General features: G+C 62.4%; 18 protein-coding genes and 1 tRNA gene. 4 read left to right on the plus strand and 15 right to left on the minus strand.

From position 1 onward, the window contains the following. The first annotated feature begins 47 nt into the window (after positions 1 to 47). The gene (locus KKP04_RS10235; protein WP_215030396.1) at positions 48 to 221 is read left to right on the plus strand and encodes a DUF1328 domain-containing protein; all 174 of its coding nucleotides are present in this window, start codon (positions 48 to 50) and stop codon (positions 219 to 221) included. Positions 222 to 308: 87 nt separating this feature from the next. Here the strand turns inward: KKP04_RS10235 and KKP04_RS10240 are convergent, their stop codons facing one another. The 4 genes from KKP04_RS10240 to KKP04_RS10255 form a co-directional block, all read right to left on the minus strand. Then, entirely contained in the window at positions 309 to 527 is a 219-nt protein-coding gene (locus KKP04_RS10240; RefSeq protein ID WP_215030398.1) for a hypothetical protein, read from the minus strand. After that, positions 524 to 1,666 (minus strand): SDR family NAD(P)-dependent oxidoreductase, encoded by a 1,143-nt coding sequence (locus tag KKP04_RS10245; RefSeq protein ID WP_215030401.1) that lies wholly within the window; start codon positions 1,664 to 1,666, stop codon positions 524 to 526. Before KKP04_RS10245 ends, KKP04_RS10240 begins: the two co-directional genes overlap by 4 nt. A gap of 109 nt (positions 1,667 to 1,775) precedes the next feature. Next, positions 1,776 to 2,048, minus strand: a complete 273-nt coding sequence (locus KKP04_RS10250; protein WP_215030404.1) for a hypothetical protein — start codon at positions 2,046 to 2,048, stop codon at positions 1,776 to 1,778. Between the two features lie 90 nt (positions 2,049 to 2,138). Beyond that, positions 2,139 to 2,978, minus strand: coding sequence for a helix-turn-helix transcriptional regulator (locus tag KKP04_RS10255; protein ID WP_215030407.1), 840 nt, complete (start codon positions 2,976 to 2,978; stop codon positions 2,139 to 2,141). Positions 2,979 to 3,084: 106 nt separating this feature from the next. Between KKP04_RS10255 and KKP04_RS10260 the strand changes: the two genes are divergently transcribed. After that, positions 3,085 to 4,074: an aldo/keto reductase gene (locus KKP04_RS10260; protein ID WP_215030410.1), complete on the plus strand. Its 990-nt coding sequence runs from the start codon at positions 3,085 to 3,087 to the stop codon at positions 4,072 to 4,074. 35 nt (positions 4,075 to 4,109) lie between these two features. On the opposite strand, the gene map is transcribed toward KKP04_RS10260, so the two are convergent. Then, the gene (map, locus tag KKP04_RS10265; protein WP_215030413.1) at positions 4,110 to 4,943 is read right to left on the minus strand and encodes a type I methionyl aminopeptidase; all 834 of its coding nucleotides are present in this window, start codon (positions 4,941 to 4,943) and stop codon (positions 4,110 to 4,112) included. A 311-nt stretch (positions 4,944 to 5,254) separates the two neighbouring features. Between map and KKP04_RS10270 the strand changes: the two genes are divergently transcribed. Then, positions 5,255 to 6,142, plus strand: a complete 888-nt coding sequence (locus tag KKP04_RS10270; RefSeq protein WP_215030416.1) for an outer membrane protein — start codon at positions 5,255 to 5,257, stop codon at positions 6,140 to 6,142. 448 nt (positions 6,143 to 6,590) lie between these two features. Here the strand turns inward: KKP04_RS10270 and KKP04_RS10275 are convergent, their stop codons facing one another. The 9 genes from KKP04_RS10275 to KKP04_RS10315 all read right to left on the minus strand — a co-directional run bounded on the left by KKP04_RS10275 (position 6,591) and on the right by KKP04_RS10315 (position 20,294). Further along, entirely contained in the window at positions 6,591 to 7,100 is a 510-nt protein-coding gene (locus KKP04_RS10275; protein WP_215030418.1) for an acetone carboxylase subunit gamma, read from the minus strand. A 65-nt stretch (positions 7,101 to 7,165) separates the two neighbouring features. Further along, positions 7,166 to 9,499: a hydantoinase B/oxoprolinase family protein gene (locus KKP04_RS10280; RefSeq protein ID WP_215030420.1), complete on the minus strand. Its 2,334-nt coding sequence runs from the start codon at positions 9,497 to 9,499 to the stop codon at positions 7,166 to 7,168. 67 nt (positions 9,500 to 9,566) lie between these two features. Continuing rightward, a complete protein-coding gene (locus KKP04_RS10285; RefSeq protein ID WP_215030431.1) occupies positions 9,567 to 11,720 on the minus strand; it encodes a hydantoinase/oxoprolinase family protein in 2,154 nt (717 codons plus the stop codon). Between the two features lie 258 nt (positions 11,721 to 11,978). Then, positions 11,979 to 13,934 carry a sigma-54-dependent Fis family transcriptional regulator gene (locus KKP04_RS10290; protein ID WP_215030434.1) on the minus strand — a complete coding sequence of 652 codons (1,956 nt, stop codon included), beginning with the start codon at positions 13,932 to 13,934 and terminating at the stop codon, positions 11,979 to 11,981. A 352-nt stretch (positions 13,935 to 14,286) separates the two neighbouring features. Continuing rightward, positions 14,287 to 15,114 (minus strand): ABC transporter ATP-binding protein, encoded by an 828-nt coding sequence (locus KKP04_RS10295; protein ID WP_371818764.1) that lies wholly within the window; start codon positions 15,112 to 15,114, stop codon positions 14,287 to 14,289. Beyond that, positions 15,111 to 16,121, minus strand: a complete 1,011-nt coding sequence (locus KKP04_RS10300) for an iron ABC transporter permease (RefSeq protein ID WP_215030437.1) — start codon at positions 16,119 to 16,121, stop codon at positions 15,111 to 15,113. Before KKP04_RS10300 ends, KKP04_RS10295 begins: the two co-directional genes overlap by 4 nt. A 4-nt stretch (positions 16,122 to 16,125) precedes the next feature. Next, complete coding sequence (locus KKP04_RS10305) at positions 16,126 to 17,184, minus strand: ABC transporter substrate-binding protein (protein WP_251134030.1); 1,059 nt, start codon at positions 17,182 to 17,184, stop codon at positions 16,126 to 16,128. Between the two features lie 10 nt (positions 17,185 to 17,194). Further along, complete coding sequence (locus tag KKP04_RS10310) at positions 17,195 to 18,169, minus strand: LLM class flavin-dependent oxidoreductase (protein WP_215030439.1); 975 nt, start codon at positions 18,167 to 18,169, stop codon at positions 17,195 to 17,197. A 7-nt stretch (positions 18,170 to 18,176) separates the two neighbouring features. Then, the gene (locus KKP04_RS10315) at positions 18,177 to 20,294 is read right to left on the minus strand and encodes a TonB-dependent receptor (protein WP_215030441.1); all 2,118 of its coding nucleotides are present in this window, start codon (positions 20,292 to 20,294) and stop codon (positions 18,177 to 18,179) included. Positions 20,295 to 20,684: 390 nt separating this feature from the next. Between KKP04_RS10315 and KKP04_RS10320 the strand changes: the two genes are divergently transcribed. Beyond that, positions 20,685 to 21,476: a TOBE domain-containing protein gene (locus KKP04_RS10320; RefSeq protein WP_215030443.1), complete on the plus strand. Its 792-nt coding sequence runs from the start codon at positions 20,685 to 20,687 to the stop codon at positions 21,474 to 21,476. Positions 21,477 to 21,542: 66 nt separating this feature from the next. Here the strand turns inward: KKP04_RS10320 and KKP04_RS10325 are convergent. After that, positions 21,543 to 21,627 (minus strand) — tRNA-Leu (locus tag KKP04_RS10325). Positions 21,628 to 21,721 lie beyond the last annotated feature (94 nt).

The raw sequence follows: 21,721 nt of genomic DNA on the forward strand, positions 1-21,721 counted from the left end.
GCAGTCGTGTTTGACCTCAAGAGAAAGCAATTACCAGGGAGAAAACCATGCTAGGCTGGGCCTTGACCTTCCTTGTGATCGCGATTGTTGCCGGTGTCTTCGGCTTTGGCGGTATCGCCAGCGCGTCAGCCGGTATTGCGCAGATCATATTCTACATCTTTCTCGTGCTTCTTGTCGTTTCGCTGATCGGCTACCTGCTGAAAGGACGAAGCAACATATGAGTGTTGCGCGATGAAAGAGAAAAGGAGCCGCTAGGGCTCCTTTTTTTATTTGACGGCATAGCGCCAACATCGCCGATTTCGGCGCGCCTACGGATTATCTTCGGGAGTGCCGGTTCCGGGCGCGTCTTCGGCCATCTCCCCGCTGTATTTTTCGAGGTCGCGCTGGATCTTCGCCTGGTCCGGCTTCTCGCTGTCGCGCTTGTCCCACGCCTTCTGGCCCACCTTCGCATCCGCGTTCTCGGGCGAAATCGCGTTGTCGTTCTCCGCCTTATAGGAGCCGATGCCAGTCTTTGTCGTCTTGCTCATTGGTTTCCTTCCGGCTGTGCAACCCAGCGATGGACCTCGGCGACCCACGTCTTCGGGAGCACCCGGCTTGCCGCGACCGCAGCCTTGTTCTTGATGCCATATACTACCGCCGGATCGCCGCGCATCATCGCGGCGAACCCGGTTATCGCGACATCGAGCGGATTGTCCTTTTCCGCTCGACCCATCGGGGTGTCTTCGAGCCCGGCCTTGTCGAAGAAGGGCGTTTCCGTCGCGCCCGGCATCAGGCAGGTGACGCTGACGCCGGTGTCCTTCATTTCGTTCCGCAGAGCGTAAGCAAAATTGTCGACGAAAGCCTTGCTCGCGTTGTAAACGGCCTGATACGGCCCGGGGATGAACCCGGCGATGGAGCCGGTTACAAGAATGCGCCCGCTGCCCCGCTTCTTCATGTCACGCGCAAATCGGTGCAGAAGATAGACGGTGCCCGTTACATTGGTGTCGATCACCATGCGGATTGCATCCCAGTCTTCATTCAGGAAGGTGTCGCCCACCCCGCGTCCGGCGTTCGCGCACAGGATGTCGACGCCCCGGCCCGTTTCGCGTACCGCGTCGTACAGGACATCGACGCCGTCTTCATTCGACAAGTCCGTCTGAACCGCGCGAACATCGACGCCAAGCGACGCGAGGCGAGCGCCCGCCGTCTTGATGCCGCTGCTCGACGCTGCCACGATGAGATCGAACCCCTGCGTGGCGCAAACGCGCGCCAGCTCATAGCCGATCCCGGACGAGGCGCCGGTTATGACAGCCAGAGGTCGCCGCCCGCCAGTCTTGCCGAAGGCGCGGCCGTTCCCGGATGCGCCGTTCCCGGATCGGTCGCGGACGCGTCCCGGCTTGTCGCGCGAGGCGCCCTTTTCCTGCGACTCGGCGCCGGTTGCCTCCCACGTCGTCCCTTGCCAAGCGCGCTCGTCTCCCTGTAACGCAGGACCGACCTCGCCAAGCCTATGCCCGAGTTCGCCCGTTTCCGGCACGCCGTTTTCATCGAACTCAGCGAAGTTTCCGTCCTTCGCCGCCGTTTCAGCATGTCGGGGCGAGGGGCCGCCGAGTTTTCCGACCGCTTGCGCGGACTGGTTGTTGTGGCGGGCACGGCCCCCCTGTGCGCCTCTGTTCCTGTTCTTCGGCATTTTGCGCTCCATAATTCGGAGGTTCAACGAAACCCGACGGACCGTGTTCCGCGCTGCCCTGGCAGCCTGCGGTCGCCCGCACGCCATACCCGCGCGTCGCGCCTGTCGCTCAACGCGTGCCCTTCTCGATGTCGTCGCGGAGACGGTCGCCGTCCGGCGCGATGTCGCTGTCCGGGCCTTCGGACGGCGGGCGCGGCTGGCCTTCCGGTTGCGGTTCGGGCCACACGCCGCCCCTGCCCGGCTTGCCGAAGCCGCCGTCCGGCGGCGCACCGGGGACGGCGTCCGGGCCGGGGCCGGTCGGGATGCCCGGATGATGATCTGGCGGGATGCCGCCGGGGAGCCCAGCCCCTGCGGGTCCGCCCGGTGCTGTCGGGTCTGTCATGGTTGCCACTCCTTTGACAGGAAAAGGAATGGCGCGGCGGTGGGTTCCGCGCATCAAGTTCCGTGTGAGATGCTTTCGCGGTTGTTTCACCTAGCCGCCATCGACGAGCCGCGCGATCTTGTTCCCGGTGTCCGAACCGGGCGCAGGCGTATAGACAACCATGCGGAGGTCGGGGTCGCTCTCCACGATGAAGGCGGTGTATTCGAGCGACATCTGGCCGACTTGCGGGTGACGAACCATCTTGACGCCCTCGCCGTGGTTGCGCACGTCGTGACGCGGCCACCATTGATGAAACTCCGGGCTGACACGGTCGAGTTCGTCGACCAGTTCCAGAAAGCGCGGATCGTTGCCCGCGCGCGCGAAGTCGGCGCGAAAAATGGCGAGCGCCTTTTTGGCGTCGGCCTCCCAGTCGACCATCAGCGTTCGCCATGCGGGGTGCGTGAAGACGAGGCGGATCGAGTTCCGTTCATGCGGTTCCATCGCGCCGTAATCCGCGAAGGTCAGCGCAACGGCGCGGTTCCAGCCGACGATGTCCCAGCGCTTTGTGCGGATGTAGGCGGGGGAATAGGCAAGCCCGTCGAGCATGCGCTGGAGCGCGTCGGTGATTTCGCGCGGCCGCCACTCGGCCATCGCGGGCGGGCGGCCCTGCGCCAGAAGGAACAGGTGCTCGCGCTCGGCGCGGTCGAGCCGCAGCGCCCGCGCGATGCCTTCGAGCGTCTGCGTGGAAACCTGAATTTCGCGGCCCTGTTCGAGCCATGTGTACCATGTCACGCTGACGCCCGCGAGCTGCGCGACCTCCTCACGGCGCAGGCCGGGCGTGCGACGGCGGCCAGCTGGAAAGCCGCAGTCTGACGGGTTCAGGCGCGCGCGCCTGGATTGGAGAAAGTCGCCGAGCGGTCGGCGGTCATGAGCTGCATGCGCGAGCGACATGGCGTGCCGTCATCCTGTTAGCGCCGATACCAGTATAAGCTGTGGCCTAGTAACATTATGCGGCATGGTTAAGGTGGCGTCGAGGCAATAACGAAAGGAGCCTTTCATGGAAAAGCGCAAACTCGGAACGCAAGGGCTCGAAGTGTCCGCCCTTGGCCTCGGCTGTATGGGCATGAGCTACGCCTATGGTGCGGCCGACGACGCCGAAAGCATCGCAGTCATTCATCGCGCGCTCGATCTCGGCATCACGTTCTTCGACACGGCCGAGATGTACGGGCCTTTCACAAATGAGGTGCTTGTCGGCCGCGCGCTGAAAGACCGCCGCGACGAGGCGATCATCGCGACGAAATTCGGCTTCGTGATCGAGGAGGGTGTCCGCCAGTTCCGCGCCAACGGCCGTCCCGAGCAGGCGAAAAAGGTGTGCGACGAATCCCTGAAGCGGCTCGGCATCGATCACATCGACCTGTATTACCAGCATCGCGTCGATCCGAACGTGCCGATCGAGGAGACGGTGGGAGCGATGGGCGATCTCGTCCGCGCGGGCAAGGTGCGTTACATCGGCCTGTCGGAGGCGTCGCCCGCAACGCTGCGACGCGCGCATGCGGAGTTCCCCGTCTCGGCGCTGCAAAGCGAATATTCGATCTGGGAGCGCGATGTCGAACACGAGGTGCTGCCGACCTGCAGGGAGCTTGGCATCGGCTTCGTGCCCTACAGCCCGCTCGGCAGGGGTTTCCTGACGGGCACGGCGCAACGGGCCGAGGAATACCCCGAGGGCGATTTCCGTCGCACGCTGCCGCGCTTCGAAGGCGAGAATTTCGACCGCAACATGAAGATCGTGGATGCGGTGAAGGCAATAGCGAAGGAGAAGGGGGCGGCGCCGGGGCAGGTCGCGCTGGCGTGGCTGCTGGCGCAAGGGTCGGACATCGTGCCGATTCCCGGAACGAAGCGGCGGAAATATCTCGAAGAGAACGCCGAAGCGACGCAGCTTCAACTCACCGCCGATGACCTTGCGGCGCTTGACGAAGCGGCTCCGCGCGGGGCGGCGTCAGGTGAACGCTATGGCAGCGCCGCGCTGCTCGATCTGCTCGACAAATAGGCCGAGGCCGGGGAGCGCGCCCGCGCTCCTTCATTTTACTGCGCGATGGGGAAGGGCGGCTGATGATAGCCCTTGGGGCTGTAGGTGAACACCTCGACGCCCGTCGCCGTCACGCCGACCGTGTGCTCGAACTGCGCCGACAGCGAGCGGTCGCGCGTGACCGCCGTCCATCCGTCCGACAGCATCTTCACATGCGGCTTGCCGAGATTGATCATCGGCTCGACCGTGAAGATCATGCCTTCCTCAAGCATCACGCCTTCGCCAGCCACGCCGTAATGCAGGATGTTCGGCTTGTCGTGGAAGACGCGGCCGACGCCGTGGCCGCAGAAATCGCGCACCACGCTGCACCGCTCCGCTTCCGCGAAGGACTGGATCGCGTGGCCGATGTCGCCGACATGCGCGCCCGGCTTGATGACCGCGATGCCGCGCATCATCGCTTCGTGCGTCACCTCGATCAGGCGCTCCGCCTTCCGCGCCACCTTGCCGACCGTATACATCCGGCTCGAATCGCCGTGCCAGCCGTCCACGATCAGCGTCACGTCGACATTGAGGATATCGCCTTCGATGAGAACGCGCGGGCCGGGGATGCCGTGGCACACCACATGGTTCAGCGAGGTACAGGTGGATTTCGTATAGCCGCGATAGTTGAGGGTTGCGGGCACGGCGCCATGGTCCATCGCGAAGTCGAACACGAACCGGTCGATGGTTTCGGTCGTGACGCCCGGCTTCACCATGTCGGCGATCTGGTCGAGCGCGACCGCGCAAAGCTGGCCCGCCTTGTGCATCGCGACGAAGGCTTCCGGCCCGTAAAGCCTGATCTTGCTGTCCTGTGCGAGCCTCACCGGCGCGCCGTAATCCGATCCGTTCATGCCAAGATCCCGCTCGCCCACGCGCTTGAAGGTCAATCGAAATTGCGCGCCCTGTCGCCGGCAAGCCGACGGCGGCGCTCCAGAAGTGCAACCCGCAATATGGCAGGTGCCGGGCGGGTTCACAACATCTGATGGGCTGGTCATCATCGTCGCGCATGGCGAGGCGCGCGCTTTGCGAAGGGCAAGAACGGGGTTCGTCCACAAAGCGCGAATTCGATAAAATTGCAACTTTAAGTTTAGGAAATTCGCGCGTATCGGTGAGACAGGCGTTCGGCGTTGATTCTACCGGCAACTCAAGCGAGAGAAAGAGAATGGCTCTCAAGCATACGATTCTGGCAGGCGCCGCCGCAATCGGCGCAGCGGCAATCGCTGCGATCCCGGTCTACGCAGACGGCATCCCCGCCAGCTACAAGGATACAGCGCCTCCTCCGCCACTTTGGACTGGCCTTTACGTCGGCGCGCATCTCGGCGGCGGATGGACCGACATCGATTTCGGCCGCAACCGTTACTACGACTATACCTTCAGCCAGACATCCCCCTATTGGTACGATTACACCGGCGGGTTGAGCGGATCGGGTGTCTTCGGCGGCTTCACCCTCGGCTATAATTTTCAGTTCGGCCAATGCTGCAACTATATCTACGGCATCGAGCTTGACATCGGCGGCTGGCGCGACGACGCAAGCAAGACGATCTATATCGATGATGACCGTCGCGGCCTCGATCCCGACGCGTCAACGCGAATCCGCTTCACCAACAGGGGCGGGTTTTACGGCGACATCACCGGCCGCCTCGGCTACGCGGCGGGCAACACGCTGATTTACGCCAAGGGCGGTTTCGCGTGGCTGAACAATTCGTTCCGCGTTGGCGTGAACCGCGAGAACGGCGGCACGGGGTACAATTACGATTGGAGTTCGACGACCGACAACGGCAACACACTCGCCGGGTGGACCGTTGGCGGCGGCCTTGAGTACAAATGGAACTACACCTGGTCCGTGAAGGCCGAATACCTTTACTTCAATTTCGGTGAGCCGAACGTAGGCGGTGGCTGCTGCTACGACTACCAGGACGGCATTTCGGCGGACGCTCAGAGGGAGAGACGCTATGGCGCCGACTTCAAGGATCTTGGCGATCTGACGGCAAGCTCGTTCAAGCTCGGCGTGAACTATGCAATCTTTACGCCCCCGGCTCACTTGAAGTAGACGCCCCTGTTGCAAGCTTCGAATGTTGCCGTGAGTTGAACCCAGGGCGACATTCGCTGGAAAAGCTCTCACCGCGTGTAGAGCGGCTGGCACTTACATCGAAGTCACATGCACGGAAACGACGTCCAACTCACACCGCGTGTCGCTTGTCGCGGCGATGTTGCGACGGTGGTCGATCGGCTGTGGCTGAAGCGGATCGGCCGAGAGTTCGGTTGTGAATTGCTTACGATTCTGCCGCGAGCCATTCCCGCGCCTTGGACGACGATCCTGGAATGAAAACCTGAAGACGGCCCCCCGTGAAGCGGCGAACCTTCAACGGTGGTGCGGGCGGAGCCGCACCGGCATTAAAGACTCCAACGTTCTCGCTGCGCCTCGTCGCAAAGAGCGAGAATAAGGCGGCAAATGCTCGCCGCCTCTGCTTTGTCGGGATGGCCGCGATTTCGGATGGTCAGGCGACGACAGCACGCTCGGGCACGGGCATTCCGAGCCAGTCCCTGTAGAACGTGTCGATATCCGGCTCGAAGTCGTGGATGACGGGATACCATGGCGTCGGCGCCTCGACATCGTGAAGCGTTCCGCATTCCGGGCAGAAATACTCGCGCAGCACCTGCCATGACGGGGTCGGCGCCATCAGGCGGGGATAGATCTGCTCAAGCTTCTGCGGCGTGTCGCGCACATTGATGAGCGCGTGCAGCTTCCAGTTCTCCTTCCAGTCGCAGAAATCATGGCCGCATTCGCAGCGGGTCTTCCACTCTTTCGTGTCCTGGCGCTGAACGATGTAGAGCTTCGGGCCGAGCGGCAGGATGATGCGATCCTTCCACGGCAGGCGTTCCTGAAGGATGTCGATATAGGTGGCGAAGCGCTCCGCATCCTTCGGCATGGAAAGCATCTGGTGCAGCGTGTCTTGGTCGATGCGGCCGTCGATGAGATCGGCAATCTTGGTGCGTGTGTAGGACATTGCGTTTCCTCGATTTTTATAGGTTTGGGGCGCCGGCGGAGGGCACCGGCGCGCGCGTTCGGCTGCTATTCCTCGACGAACTGGACGAGCTTCACATCCGGCAGTTCGGACAAGTCCATCGAGTATTTCGAGCCGTAATGAGGGATATCGAGTTCATCTTCGGTGAGCTGCCAGCTTTCCGGCAGATCCCAGAACGACCGGAAATCTTTCTCGAACTTCGGCCCAAGCGTGAACGATGCGGCGAACATCTGCTTCACGTGATCGCCAACGCCGGTCTTCGCGACGATTTTCTCGCGCTCGCCCTTCATCCAGTCCTTCACCGGCACGGCGTTGGCGATGCGGTCCTTACGCATTGCCTTCCGCTTGGCGTCGGTCGCCGCCGCATCGACCGCATAGAGGCCCGACGCATCCGTCGACACGACGACGCCGTAGACGCGCTCGGCGAAGCGTTCGAGCAGGTAGCCGCCGTTCAGATCGTCAGCGACGCTCTGCGGGTCTCGGTCGAGCGGATCGCCGAAGCCGGGGCCGCCGCGCATGTAGTTGAGGTAGAGGTCGTAATCCGAGAACATCTCCTCGGTGGTGATCGCCTGCTTGTCGCGCTTGATCACCGCGCCCTTGATGAGATCGTCCCATACCGGGTTCTCCGGGTCGGTATCGCCGCCGAACGGGATCGGCTTGCCTTCCTCGATGAGCGCCTTGAGGCCTGTCTTGTGCGCTGCGAAGCGATAGCCCGACGCGGCCGGATAGCCGCCCATGAGGCCCCAGTCGGATGAGATGTGACCGTTGCCCATGAAAAACATGGTCCAGTCTTTCGCATTCCAGACGAGGCGCAGGCTCTCGAAGCCGCAGCCGCCGCGATACTTGCCCGCGCCGCCCGAGTTCGACTTGATCTGACGGCCGAGATAGAGAAGCGGTTCGGCCAGCTCCCAGATCTCCATGTCGCCCATATCGCCTTCCGGGTTCCAGATGGCGGCGGCGTGGCTGAGGCCATCGCCGACCGCCGTCGCACCCGTTCCGTTCGCCGCGCACTCGAACGAGTTCACGGCGTGGATTTCGTCATATTGGTTGAAGCCGCCGCCCTGGAGCCAGTTCGATGTGTTGGCGTTGCCCGCGTTCACCTCTTCGAGATAGCCGCGCCCGAAGTAGGAGCGAGACAGGCCTCGCCACAGCGCCGTCCACGACGACACGAGGAAGTGCCATGAGTAGGCGAAGGCGACGCGCCGATCGTCGGGGTTCATCCACGTACCTTTCGGCAGGCGAAACTCGGTGCCGTAGGCCGCGCCGTCGTTGATCATCTCCGACGGGATCAGCGTTTGCGTCATCATCACCCAGATGCCGGAGGTGAAGCTCACCTGATGGGCGTTGTAGGTGTGCCAGCCCCAGCGGCTCGACCCCTCGAAATCGAGCCGCCATGTCCCGTCGCCGCGGATCGTGATTTCCGACGGCGTGTGCATGATGGAGTCGACCTTCGCGAAGTCGGACGGCACGCGGACGTCTTCATGCGCATAGGGCACGTCCACGAAGCCCACTTGCCGATACTTGCCGGGGATGGTCATCGCCTTAATGCGGTTCTGAAGCCCGCGCCGCCCGTGCTCCACAGCCTCGTAGGCGAACTTCCAGAACGAGTCGATGCCCTCTTCCGCGATGACCTCCTCCACGAGCTTGCGGATCATGTGGCAACCCGCGATGCGCGTGCGCTCGTCGAGCATCCAGTAACGCGTCGTGCGCACCATGCGCTGGCTCTCATGCAGCCAGTCGCGGAACAGCGTGTCGTTCTCGCCCACCTTCCGGCAGGTGACGGAATAGCCGTCGCCGAAGCGCTGCACCTGGCCCGTACACATGGAGCCGGGGCCGACCGCGCCCGTGTCGATGACGTGCGTCACGCCGCCGACCCAGCCGACAAGTTCGCCCTCCCAGAAGATCGGCACGATCGTGTGGATGTCGCAGGGGTGGACGTTCCCGATCAGGCAGTCGTTGTTGCAGAAGATGTCCTTGTCGCGAACGCCGGGGTTACTCTCCCAGTCGTTCTCGATCATGTATTTGATCGCCGCGCCCATGGTGCCGACATGGATGATGATGCCGGTCGACGTGAGGATCGAGTCGCCCGCCGCGTTGTAGAGCGTGAAGCAAAGTTCGCCTTCCTGCTCCACGATGGGCGAGGCCGCGATCTTCTTCGCTGTCTCGCGGGCATCCACCACACCGGCGCGAAGCCTTGAGAACAACTTGTTGTAGAGAATCGGCTCGCTGTCGCGCAGTTCCATCTGCTTGAGGCCGGCATAGTGCTTTGTCAGCCGCGTGGCCTCCATCAGCCGGTCGCGGTGCTGTTTCAGCGTCTCGCCGCCGCGAACGATGCCGCGCGTGGTCGTCTTGAAGTCCGATGATTTCACATTGAGGTTCATGACGTTTCGTCCCTGTTCGATCATTTTTGGTCGGGGTGGAGCCGGGCGGAAGCCGCCCGGTCCGCTCTCAGACTTCCTTCAGGTGGAACAGCCGGTGGCCGTCGAGGAAGGTTTCGAAGCCGTCGGGAACGACGAAAGTCGTCGCATCGGATTCGATGATCGCCGGGCCCGTGACGCGGTTGCCCGGAAGGAGCGCCTCCATCTTGTAGAGCTGCGCATCGACCCACCGCTTCTTGCGGTAGAATTTGCGCGTGCCGATCTTGGCTTCCTCGGGCGGCGTGTCGCCGTGGAGCGTATCGACGGGGATCTTCGGCTTCTGGATCGGCACCGTGCCGCGCATGATTGCGCCGGTAACCGAATAGCCAAGCTCCGGCGAGCGGGCGCTTTCCGAGTAAACGCGGCCGTAGGTGGCGTTATAGGCGTCCACCATCGCGTTCCAGTCTTCGGCGGTCGACGCCGACTTGATCGGACTTTCGATTTCGAGGTCGTTCAACTGACCGCGATACTGCATGCGGTAGCCCGGTTGCAGCGTGACCTTGTCCGCCTCGTAGCCATTGAGACGGAATTCTTCGAGCACGTTGCGGGTCAGTTCGTCCCACGCCTCCTGAAGAACCGCCGCGGCCTTCGCGCGATCCACGTCCGGCGCATCCGGCGCGAGGTTGATGTCGAGCGACTTGTCATAGCGGTATTCGAAATCCGCCGCCGCGCAGCCAAAGGCCGAGAAGCCCGCCGCCCACGCCGGCACGATCACGTCCTCGAAGCCAAGCCCTTCCGTGTAGCCGTATGTGTGTACCGGTCCCGCGCCGCCATACGAGAAGCACACGAAGCTTGCGGGGGAATAGCCCTTGCCCGAGATCATCGCGCGCAGATAATCGCGAAGGTCGCTGTCGAGCAGTTCGATGACGCCCGCCGCTGCGTCCTCGACCGAAAGGCCGAGCGGATCTGCGACCTGCTTCTTGATCGCGTCAACCGAGCGCTGACGGTCGAGCTTGATCGCGCCGCCCAGGAAGTTGTCGGGGTTCAGGTAGCCGAGCACCATGTGACAGTCGGAGATCGTCACCGTCTCGATGCCGCTATCGGCCCAGCACACGCCGACGCGATAGCCCGCCGAGTCCGGGCCGAGCTTGATCGCCTTCGTGTACGGATCGAGCCGGATGAACGAACCCGCACCCGCGCCGACCGAGTCCATCGCCACGAGCGGCAGCGACAGCACAAGCCGCGCCATGTCCGGATCGTTCTTGATCGTGAGTTCGCCCTGTGTGATGAGCGCCACGTCGAACGAGGTTCCGCCGATATCCGAACAAGCGATGTTGTTGTAACCCAGCACTTCGCCGAGATATTTCGCGCCAATCACGCCGCCGATGGGGCCGGAAACGATGGTGCGGGCAAGCTCCTTCGCCTTCCACGAAATCGTGCCGCCATGCGTAGCCATCACGCGGAAGTCGAACTTCGTGCCCTGCTCCTTGAAGGCGTCGGAGATTTTCTTCAGCGTCTGCCGTGACGGCTCGGCCGCGTAACCTTCGAGGATGGTGGTGTTGGTGCGGTGGCTCTCCTTGCGAACGGGGTAGTAATCGGCGGACGCAAAGACGGGGATCGTCTTGCCGCTTCTCGCCACTTCCTCGATGACGATGTCGCGGACGCGGCGTTCGTGCGACGAGTTCTTGTAGGAGTGAAGCAGGCTGATGACGATGCCTTCCACGTCCTGCGCGATAAGCTCCTGCGCGGCGCGCCGGGCGGTGTCTTCGCGCAGCGGGATGACCACGGTGCCGAACATGTCGACGCGCTCGACCACGCCGCGCGTGAGATGGCGGGGCACGAGCGGCGGGTCGTAGCGATGCGTGTTGAGGTGAATGCGGTCTTCATAGGCGTAGCCGAGATGAGACTGGACGGCGCGGCCCATGCGGTGGAAGTCTTCCATGCCCGCGTTGACGATCAGCCCGCATTTGAGGCCCTTCCGCTGCACCACGCGGTTCAGCATCGCGGTGCCGGAATAGACGCCGGTGTTGAGCTGGCTCAGCGCCTCGCCAAGCTCCATGTTCCAGAGCGACAGCCCGTCCCGGCTGGAGTTTATGAGGCCGATGGCTTCGTTTTCGGGGGTGGACTGCGCCTTGCCGACGACGAACTCGCCGTTTGCATCGACGAAAAACGTATCGGTCATGGTGCCGCCGGCATCGATACCGAGCACCTGCACGCTTCTCAGGTTCCGTACAGCTAAATTCACTCTGACCTCCCTTTCGCTCGGCGTCTTCGCGCCGATGCCTCTTCTTTCGCAGGGAGCATGCCAGAATGTCGCACGGTGATGTAGCTTCGCCGGATCAAAGGCTTACCGCACCCGCTCAGCCGGTTTTCCGCGTCCGCTAACGTCCGGCCGGCGTCCGGTCCGGCGTCCGGACAGCGGAAGAGGACAAACGGACGGCAAACGAAGGAAAGGCGGCCTCGTCAGCCGCCGTCGCCATGTTCTGAAAGCTGGAGAGGCTCGTCAGTCTTCCGGAGAGCGCAGGACGCCATATTTCGCAAGCCGCACATACAGCGTCGAGCGCGCGATGCCCAAACGGCGCGCAGCTTCGGTGAGATTGCCGGCGCATGCTTCGACCTCGGCGAGGATAGTCGCGCGCTCGGGCGTCTTTGTCCCGCGCCGCGCCGGAAGGATGGCGGGCGCTTTCGGTGCTACTGCCGGGACCGCGCATGCCGCAGGGGAAGCCTTGTCGCACAGGCGCATTTCGAGCGGGAGATGCTCGACGTCGATCCGGTCGGTTTCGCAAAGCGCAAGGATGGCGTCGATCACGTTGCGCAACTCTCGGACATTGCCCGGCCAACTGTAATGGCGAAGCAACATCAAGGCATCGTTTGTAAAAGAGGGCGTTGCGCGACCCAGCCGCGCTGCCGTTCTCGCGGCGAAGCGCTCGGCGAGGACAAGCACATCGTCGCCGCGTTCGCGCAGCGGCGGGATACGAAGGCGCGCGGCGGCGATCCGATAGAACAGGTCGCGCCGGAAGCGCCCGGCCCCCACCTCGTCCATGAGGTCGCGGTTCGTCATGGACACGAGCCGGATCGACACGGGGCGGCCTTCGTGATCGCCGACGCGATACACGATCCCGTCTTCCAGCACGCGAAGCAGATAGGATTGCAGGTCCATCGGCATCTCGCCGATTTCGTCGAGGCAGAGGATGCCGCCGTCGGCCTTCTCGATCTTGCCCGCCCTGCCGTTGCCGTCCGCGCCCGTGAACGCACCCTTCACGTAGCCGAACAACTCGCTCGCGATGAGATCGCGCGCCATACCGCCGCAGTTCACCGGCACGAACGGGCCGCTCGCGCATGCGCTTGCCGCCTTGATGGCGCGTGCGAACAACTCCTTGCCGACGCCCGTTTCGCCCTCGATGAGCACCGGCAGCGGGTTCGCGGCGAGCTTCCGCGCGCGGTCGCGAATATCGCGCATCACGGCGCTTTCACCCACGATGTCGTCGAACGCATCGGCGGCGGGCTTCGGCGCACGGGCGATGGCCGGGCTCGCGGGCAGGCTTCGCTTGCCGAGCAGCACGATCAGGCAACCGGCGACCTCGCCATCGTTCTTCACGATTTCGAGGCCAGCATTGGGGAACCGGTCGCGGCAGTTACGCTCCCAGGCTTCGGCGGAAGCGGAGCCGATGATGCGACGGAGCATTCGGGGCAAATCGTCGGGGGAAGCCGAATCGATCTTGCGCATCGCCGTTTCGGTGGAATGCACCAGATAGCCTCGCCGGTCGATCACAAGGATGTCTTCGCTGAGCCATGTCGAGCGCTTGGAAAGCAGATGACGCAGCAGGATCTCGTGATCGAGCTTCGCCGCCTTTTCGAGCGTCGCCTCGATCTCGCGACCGATGGCAGCGGCCAACGCCATGCTTTGCGGATTGAAGGTCGCCACGGGGCCGGAAATGTCCACCGCGCCGAGGAGTTCGCCGTCAATCGGATGACGCACGGGAGCCGCGGCGCAACTCCAGCGCTGGACATCCTCGCAGAAATGCTCCGCCCCCGTCACCTGAACCGGGCGCTGTTCGGCGAGCGCGGTGCCGATGGCGTTCGTGCCGATTGCGCCCTCCTGCCACCCTCCGCCGGTCTGAAGCGCGTTGCCCTTGCCCTGTTCGACCACGCGGCCGTCTCCCGCCGTTTCGAGGACGAAGCCTGTTCGATCCGCGAGGATCATCATGCTTGCGGCGTCGCGAAGCATCTCGTTCGAGCGTTCGAGCGCCGGGTGCGACGCTGCGAGAAAGGACGCATTCAGCGAGCGCCTCCGAAAGATCTCTGGTTCGTCTGCGAGGGGAGCGCGCGCCAGGGCGGTTCCCACACCAAAGGACCGCGACCGCTCCCAGGAGGCGGCGATGGCGCGCGGCAGAAGGCGCGCCTTGCGACCGTGTTGCTGAAATTCCTCCCATGCCAAGCGTATCGCGCGCTGATTCATGACCCTGTCTCCCGGCGGGGCGAACGGTTGTCCTTCAGGCAGGGACGCTCTCGTCAGCGGAGCACATATCGACAAGCAACTCGCGGCGCGGAAGAAAAATGCTCACGTCGCTCTTGTCTCGGGATCTTTTCGATTCCGAAGTCCCTTTGCGTTTCCTGCAGGCGGACTTCTTTCTGGTCCGCTTCAACTAAAGAGTATGGCGAGCAGTCTTATTACGCAAGCCCGGCGGCTAAAGCGATTTTCGAACGCAAGGCCGACACTTCGACCGACCTTCTGGGGAAACAGGCAACGGCGCTCAAACGAAAAGAGGCGCTCTTGAGCTTCTCTCGGCGTCAAACTCGGTTGGTTCAGGCTATGAGCGCGACCGTCTCTTCGGCACGCGGACAAAAGTTCGATGCCCGTTCGGTAGATCGAAGCATTCCACGTCCACATGGTAAAGCTCTCGAATGGCCTCCACCGTCAGAATGTGCCGTGGCGTTCCGTCCGCTTCGATGCGACCCCGCTCCAACAGCGCTATGCGGCTCGATATCTCCATCGCGAAATGAGGATCATGCGTGCTCATGAGGATCGCGCGACCGTCGGCAGCGAGATCCCGAAGGCGATCCGCGACGATTGCCTGATAGCCATAATCGAGTCCCGACATGGGCTCATCAAGCACGAGCACGCGCGGCTCTTGAGCCAGAGCGCGAGCGATCAGCGTGAGTTGACGCTCGCCTCCCGAAATCTCCGTGTAAACGCGATCCGCCAGGAAGGCGATGCCGATTCGGTCCAGAACCTCAGCAACCATTTCCCGATCTCTGGCGCTCGCGGATCGGAACGCGCCGCTGTCCGGAAGCCGCCCCATCAGGACGACATCGCGGACCGTGTACGGGAACGGCGCAGCGTGAACTTGCGGAACATAGGCGATGCGCTTTGCGATTTCCCGGCGGGAAAGCCGCTGGAGTGGCACAGCCTCGGTCAGCACCTCACCCGCCGACGGAACGGCTAACCCCAGCACCACGCGGAGCAGCGTACTTTTTCCGGCCCCGTTTGCTCCAAGCAATGAGACGATCTCGCCCGCGCCGATGCCGAGGCTTGCGCGTTTGAGCACCTCACGTCCGGCATACCGGAAACAGACGTCTCGCGCCTCCAGAAGCAGCGGCGCTTCGCCCTGCGCTCCGTTCATCCTCTGGTCTTTCACGCCCACGCTCTCCGGGCTCGGTGAAGCACAAGCATGAAGGCCGGGATGCCAAGCAATTCGGTAATGATCCCGATCGGGATTTCGGCAGTGGTCAGCATCCGGGCGATGGCGTCTGCGAAAAGCAGGAACATCGCGCCGATCATGGCGCTGAGCGGCAACAACACGCTGTTCAGCGGTCCGACGACAAGGCGCGCGAAATGCGGAACGACGAGACCAACCCATCCGATCATGCCCACGAGTGACACCGAAAGCGCGGAAATGAGCGTCGCCATGGCTATGACCGCGTATCGCACGCGTGTGACGGGAACGCCGAGCGAGCGCGCTTCGTCGTCGCCCATTGAGAGAGCGTCGAGCGCGCGACCGCTCATTGTCAGGCCCACCACGCCGACGAGGATCGGCACCGCCGCATAGCCGACTTCGTGCAGTTCCACCGACCCAAGGCTTCCCATCAGCCAATACACGATTGCCGGTAACTGGTTGTAGGGGTCGGCTGTGTACTTGACGATGGATAGCATCGCCGTGAACAGCGCGCCGCTGATGATGCCGCCGAGCACGAGCGCGATGGTCGAGCCGCGGCCGAGTAGGTTCGCGATGACGACGCCAAAGCTCACTGCCGTCAGTGCCATCGCGAAGGCGAGCGACTGCACCAGCACCCAGTTACCAGAGATAAGCATGCCGAGTGCCGCCCCGAAACTTGCGCCTCCGAGCACGCCAAGCACACCCGGCGAAACGAGTGGATTGCGGAAGATTGCCTGAAACGCTGCGCCCGACGACGCGAGCGCCGCGCCGATCAAAAGGGCCGCCATGACACGCGGCAACCGGATTTCAACGATCAGATTATGAAGCAAGTCATAGCGGTCGGGCGGCATGGCATGCAATCCGACGCTGGCCAGGGCAAAGGCCCAGACATCTCCGATACCGATGGGATAGCGACCGATGGTCAGCGAAATGGCGGTGGCGAGCGTAAGCCCCACCGCCATCAATACGAAAGGCTTCTGTTTCACCATTGCGTCAGTTCAGGACAGCGTCGACGTCTGCCTCAGAAAGTTCGACGCCGATGAACAGCTTGTAGAACGCCTTGGTTTCGCTGCGCAGGTCGAATGGGTAGCGCTCGGGGTAGAACATGTTCGCCAGCCACTGGATGCCAAGCGCACGCATGAAGCTCGGCGGCCGGTCGAGCCAGTTGAACGGCTTGTTCGGAACCACGACGATGCGGCCATCCTTTACAGCCTTGACGTTGCGCCAGTTCGGGTTGTCCGCAACGGACGCCGCGAAAGCTCGGTCCTGCGACAGGATCAATGCCGGCTGGTACCCGACGATCTGCTCAAGACTGACCCTTTCCATGCCCATATGCGTGGTCTGCTGACAGCGATGCACGATGTTGCCAGCGGCGAGGATGACCGGTTCCACATGGAAGGAAGTATCGCACTCGGTCGCGAGGCCATCCGGCGATTCCGCGTAATAGACCTTGATCCGCTGATCCTGAGGCACGGAACCAACCGCAGCGGCGACGCGGCTCATCGCTCCGCTTATATAGGATGCAAGCTCATTCGCCCGCTCCTGCCGCCCGAGAAGCTCGCCGAGATATTTGAATGCGGCGGGGTAATCCTCAAGCTTGTCGACGTTGAGGAAAACAACGGGAAGACCGAGTTTGGCGAAACGCGCTTCGACGCGGCCCACATCGTTGGAGCTATTGGCCCAGGCGATGACGATGTCAGGCTTGAGCGCGAGGATTTCCTCGGGATTGACCTGACGTCCCATTCCGATCGTGCCGCCCAAGACCGGCAGGTTTGCCGTCTCTGGCCGCATTAAGCGCCGCTGTTCCGCAGTCATGTTGAGGTTCAGGCCAGCGACCGTGTCCGGCGCGATGGCATAAAGAACGTAGGTGGTCGGCGGCGTCGAACTGTAAATCTTCCGGATTTCGGCCGGGACGACGACCTTGCGGCCGATCATGTCGGTGATCTCGCGGGTCTTTGTCTCGGCGGCAAGGTTCCCGACTGACATGGCGGTAGCGAGCAGCACGGCGAGCAATATAAGAGCGGCGCGAGCCGCAAGGAGCGTTCTCATCATGGCTTCCCTGTCAGCTCGGCAGGCCGGGCTTGATGCGTTCAGCGTAGTCGTCGAGCGACGTCAGCCATTTCTGCGGGTCGAGAGATACCGGCTTCAGAAGCAGGCTGTGCATGCCGGTCAGCTCCTGAAGGCGGGCGATCTTGTCCTGCACTTCGCAGTAACTGCCGATCAGCGAGCGTTCGACGATCGTGTCTGTGTCGATCCCCGGCCCCTGCGGGTTCTGCGCCGCGAAGACGCCCCGCACGCGGTCGGCGAAGCGCGCGATGAATGGCAGCGCCTCTGCCACCGCTTCCTCGCGCGTCGGTGCGGCATAGTAGAAGCGCGCCACGGTCATCTTCGGATCCTTGTCGGGCGAGGCCTCGCGGTATGTTTCCACGATGCGCACGAGGCGCTCCAACGGGAACGGCGAGCCGCCCATCACGCTGTAGCCCCGCTCGGCGGCGAGCCTGATCGTCGCCTCGGTCGTCGTGGCCACGTAGATCGGGACCGGCTGCTGGATCGGGCGCGGGGCGAGCGACACGTCCTCGCAGGAATAATACTGCCCGGAGAAGGTGACGCTTTCCTCATAGAACAGGCGCTCGATCAGTTCGATGCTCTCCATCGTCATGTCGCGCGAGACGTTCGTGTCGACATGGAAATGCCGGTTCTGCGCCGGGAACGGACCGCCTTTCGCCACGCCGAAGTCGAACCGGCCACCGGACAGGATGTCGATGGTGGCCACGTCCTCCGCCACCTGGATCGGGTTGCGGAAGGCGAGCAGCACCGCCGCCGAGCCGATCCTTATCCGCGAGGTGACGCCCGCGAGATAGGCAAGCAGCGGCAGGATGGATGGGCTCGCCGAGGCCGGGTTGAAGTGATGCTCCGCAACCCACGCCTCCTCGAAGCCAAGCGCCTCCGCCTTTTTTACAAGTGCGGTCTGGTCGTCGAAACAGCGCCGATAATCGCCCAGCGGGTTTTCATAGACGCAGAAGATGCCGGTTCGCATGTCTGCCTCAATACTTCACGGAGAATTCGAGGCCGTAGGTCGCGCCGATGGCCTGATAACCACGGATGGTAGCGTATTCCTCGTCAGTGATGTTACGACCGAAGGCAGTGACCTTGGATTCGTAATCGCCGAAGCGGAATTTCCGGCCGATATTCAGATCGACGACCGTGTAGTTACCGACATCGTAATAGACGCCAGCCACCGATTCCTTGAAGTTCGACTTGTAGGGCGAGACGTAATTGGCGGAAATCGTGCCGAAATACGGTCCCCATTCCTCCGTCAGCGTGACATTGACGATATCGCGGGGCTTGATGCTGGCGTAGTAGATATTATCCGAGCTTTCGGCCACCGTCAGATGCGTCCATCCCGCCGAGTAGGTCAGCTTGCCCGGCCAGAACTCGGCCAAGAGCGTGCCCTTTACCGCAAGCTCGACGCCCGCGCGATGCGTGTCGCTCTCGCCCCAGATGGGGACCGAATAGCCGTTTACCGTTTTGTACTTGACCGGAACCTTCTCGTTTTCAACCTGCGTGTCGAAATAGGTCAACGTCGGGATGAAATATTCCGCCGCGCGAGCAGCGATGGCCAATTCCCACTTGTCCTGCTTTTCTGGAGACAACTCCACGCCATCCATGGCGATGTCGGAGACGCCCCCCTGTTCGGCATGGGAGTAGCGCCCCGACACCGTCACGTTCGGAATGACCACGAAGCTCGCTCCGGTGCTGTAGCTCGTGGCGAGTGGCAATTCTCGGTCGTGGAAATAGCTGAGTGACTTCAACCCGGAGGCCGTCGCTTCGGTGTAGAGTTCAATGCCCGTGTCGATGGTGTGATCGTCGACGCGCGCGCTGGCGTCGAGCGTCAGCCTGTCGTTGAAGAACTTCTGCTCCACATTGGCATACGCGCTGAGGGTCTCCTCCTCCCGCTCGTAGCCGGACCAGAACATTTCACCGTAAGGCGAGTGCCAATGCACGTAATGCCCACCGACTTCAAGCATGGTCGTATCGAGCTTGATGCGGTGGCGCAGATTGACCGTTTCGGTCTGATCGACCTCGTGATTTTTGGTGGTGGCCTTGCCCGAATAATAGGCCATCACGTTGTCTTGCGTGACCTCATTCATCGACACGGTCAGCAGCGTCGTGTTGGCGCCGTCCCAGGCAAGACGCGAATTCGAGGTGATGAACAGCGTGTTGATGGGATCGTAAGACCACTTCTGATCCGACAGGCTGGAGATGTCCGTGCGTTGAAAGCCAAACGCCGAATGATCCTTGTAGATCATCGTCTCCGTGAAGAAACCGCCGTAGCCGATGCCGAACTTTCCGAACCCCGTCTTGCCCTCTGCCCACTTGTTCCAGTCGTCCGGGCCGTCCGTCGTGGCGTAGCCGCCGAAGCCTGCCATGTAACCCGTCCAGCCGTCGCGCTCAAAGGTCGTGCCGGCGAACGCATTGGTTTTGTAGGTGCCGTATGTCGCCACCGAGGTCGAAACCTCGGCTTCGGTCTTTTCGGGGCGACGCGTGCGGATCACGATGAAGCCTGAGTTGAGCGCGCCAGACGCGGAGGCAAAATCCACGAGCGGCCCCAGCGTAAGCGCGCTCGCGTCTCGCACGATGTCCACCTGCTCGATCGCGGATACCGGCAGCGATTGCAGGATGCGGCCACCGACGAACGACGGGACATAAGCTCCGTCGATGACGTAGGCGAAGTTGCTATCGCCGCGGATGAAAAGGTTGAACGGACGCTTGCGTCCCTGATAGGTGGCCTGCACCCCGGTCGCATGGCTCAACAGGTCGAAGACGTTCTCTGGATGAAGGTTTTCGATGTCCTGCCGCGTGAAAGTCTGCGTGTGCGGCTGGCTCGAAGGTGCGACGCGATAGGGGTTGGTCACGCTTTCGGGGGCGAGGTCCGACTTGATGAAGGCGCCCACGGCGGTCCCGCTCGCGCCAGCGGTTGCCGACGTCCCCCCCGTACCGCCCTGTATGTCCCGCTGCGACGGAGACTTCTTGACCGGTTGAACGGTTTTCTTCTTCGGCTGCTGGACCGTGACCGGCGGCAGCATGCTGTGCTGCGGCGCCTCCTGCCTCGTCTCCTGCGCAAGCGCAGCTCCCGGAATCACGAGAAGAGCAGTCGCCATGAATGGATTGAACTTCGCCATACGTCGTGGCCCCCACCACCCCCGCAGCGAAACGCAGCCGCGTGCTCATCAATGCGCTGCGAGCGCGGACGCTCGCCTGCGATGCTGGATTGATCTGCCGATGGTGAGGATTTCAGTGGCGAAACACAGCTCGCCCGTTTGCAGCCTGCCCAAGCTGCACATTGCACGGTCTGCCCTGCGCCGGAAGCCCCACCCCCAGCGTTATGCAAATTTTCTACATAACGACGTTAAACGTATGCCGAGCGCCGCAGATTGTGCAACCGTTATGGTGTCACATTATATAGCGCGGAAAAAAGTTTCCGCAGCTTGTCTCCAAGTTGACACACTCTCGTCTGTCACATGAGAATCGTTCCAGGCGACGAGGTGCTGATGACAAGCAAAGATGTGGACGCAACACTCTCGTTCCGCCGGGGCGGTCGTCTTCTCATTGGCCGAGATCGCATCATGCTCCTTGAAGCCGTAACCCGGCACGGAAGCATCTCGAAGGCCGCCGACGCCGTTGGAACAAGCTATAAGACCGCCTGGGACGCAGTGAACGCCATCAATAATCTTCTACCCCATCCGGCCGTTTTGACGCGCGCTGGTGGCGACGGAGGTGGGGGAGCAGTGGTCACGGAAGAGGGTCGCAGGTTGATCGACGCGTTCCGTTCCATCGAACAAAAACTCGCCAAAATGTCGGCCGTCATCACAGAAGAAGGCATAACCGATTGCCAGGAGGCGCTCTTTTGGGGGCTCGGCGTCAAGATAAGCGCTCGCAACGCCTTCCGATGCACCGTCGTGCAGGTCAAGAAGGCTCCCGTCGACGTCGATGTCCTGCTGAAAATATCGGAACGAAGCGAAATCGTCGTGACGGTGACGAACCGGAGCGTGGCTGAATTGGGTCTTGAGCCTGGGCGAACGGCGATGGCCTTCATCAAAGCTTCGCTCGTGACGCTGCTTCCTGCCGATGCCTTGTGTGACAAGATTCGCAATGCTTTTCCGGGCACGATACTCGAACGGACCGATGGATCGGTCAATGCTGAGATCCTGGTCAATATCGGGGCGGGGAAGACGATCATCGCCGTGATCGGAAGGGACATCGCCGATAACATGGCGCTTCAAGGGGGCGTCCCGGTCGTTGCCCTGTTCAAGCCGTCGCATGTCATTCTCGCGACGGATTGACGAGCGTTTCCGCTGGGGCACGGCTTGCCTGACGGATCAGGCGCAATGCGAATGGAAACTGGATTTTGGTGCGGGCGGAGGGGCTCGAACCCCCACGACTTTCGTCACTGGAACCTAAATCCAGCGCGTCTACCAATTCCGCCACGCCCGCATGTCCGGCGCACCCTCGAAAGCTTCGCATCGGACAGACCGTGGAGAGTCTTCTATAGCGGCGTCCGCGACGTTTTCCAAGTGAGAGCCTTGCC

Origin of the sequence: Rhodomicrobium sp. Az07 (assembly GCF_018619475.1) — a bacterium.
Classification (GTDB): Bacteria; Pseudomonadota; Alphaproteobacteria; order Rhizobiales; family Rhodomicrobiaceae; genus Rhodomicrobium.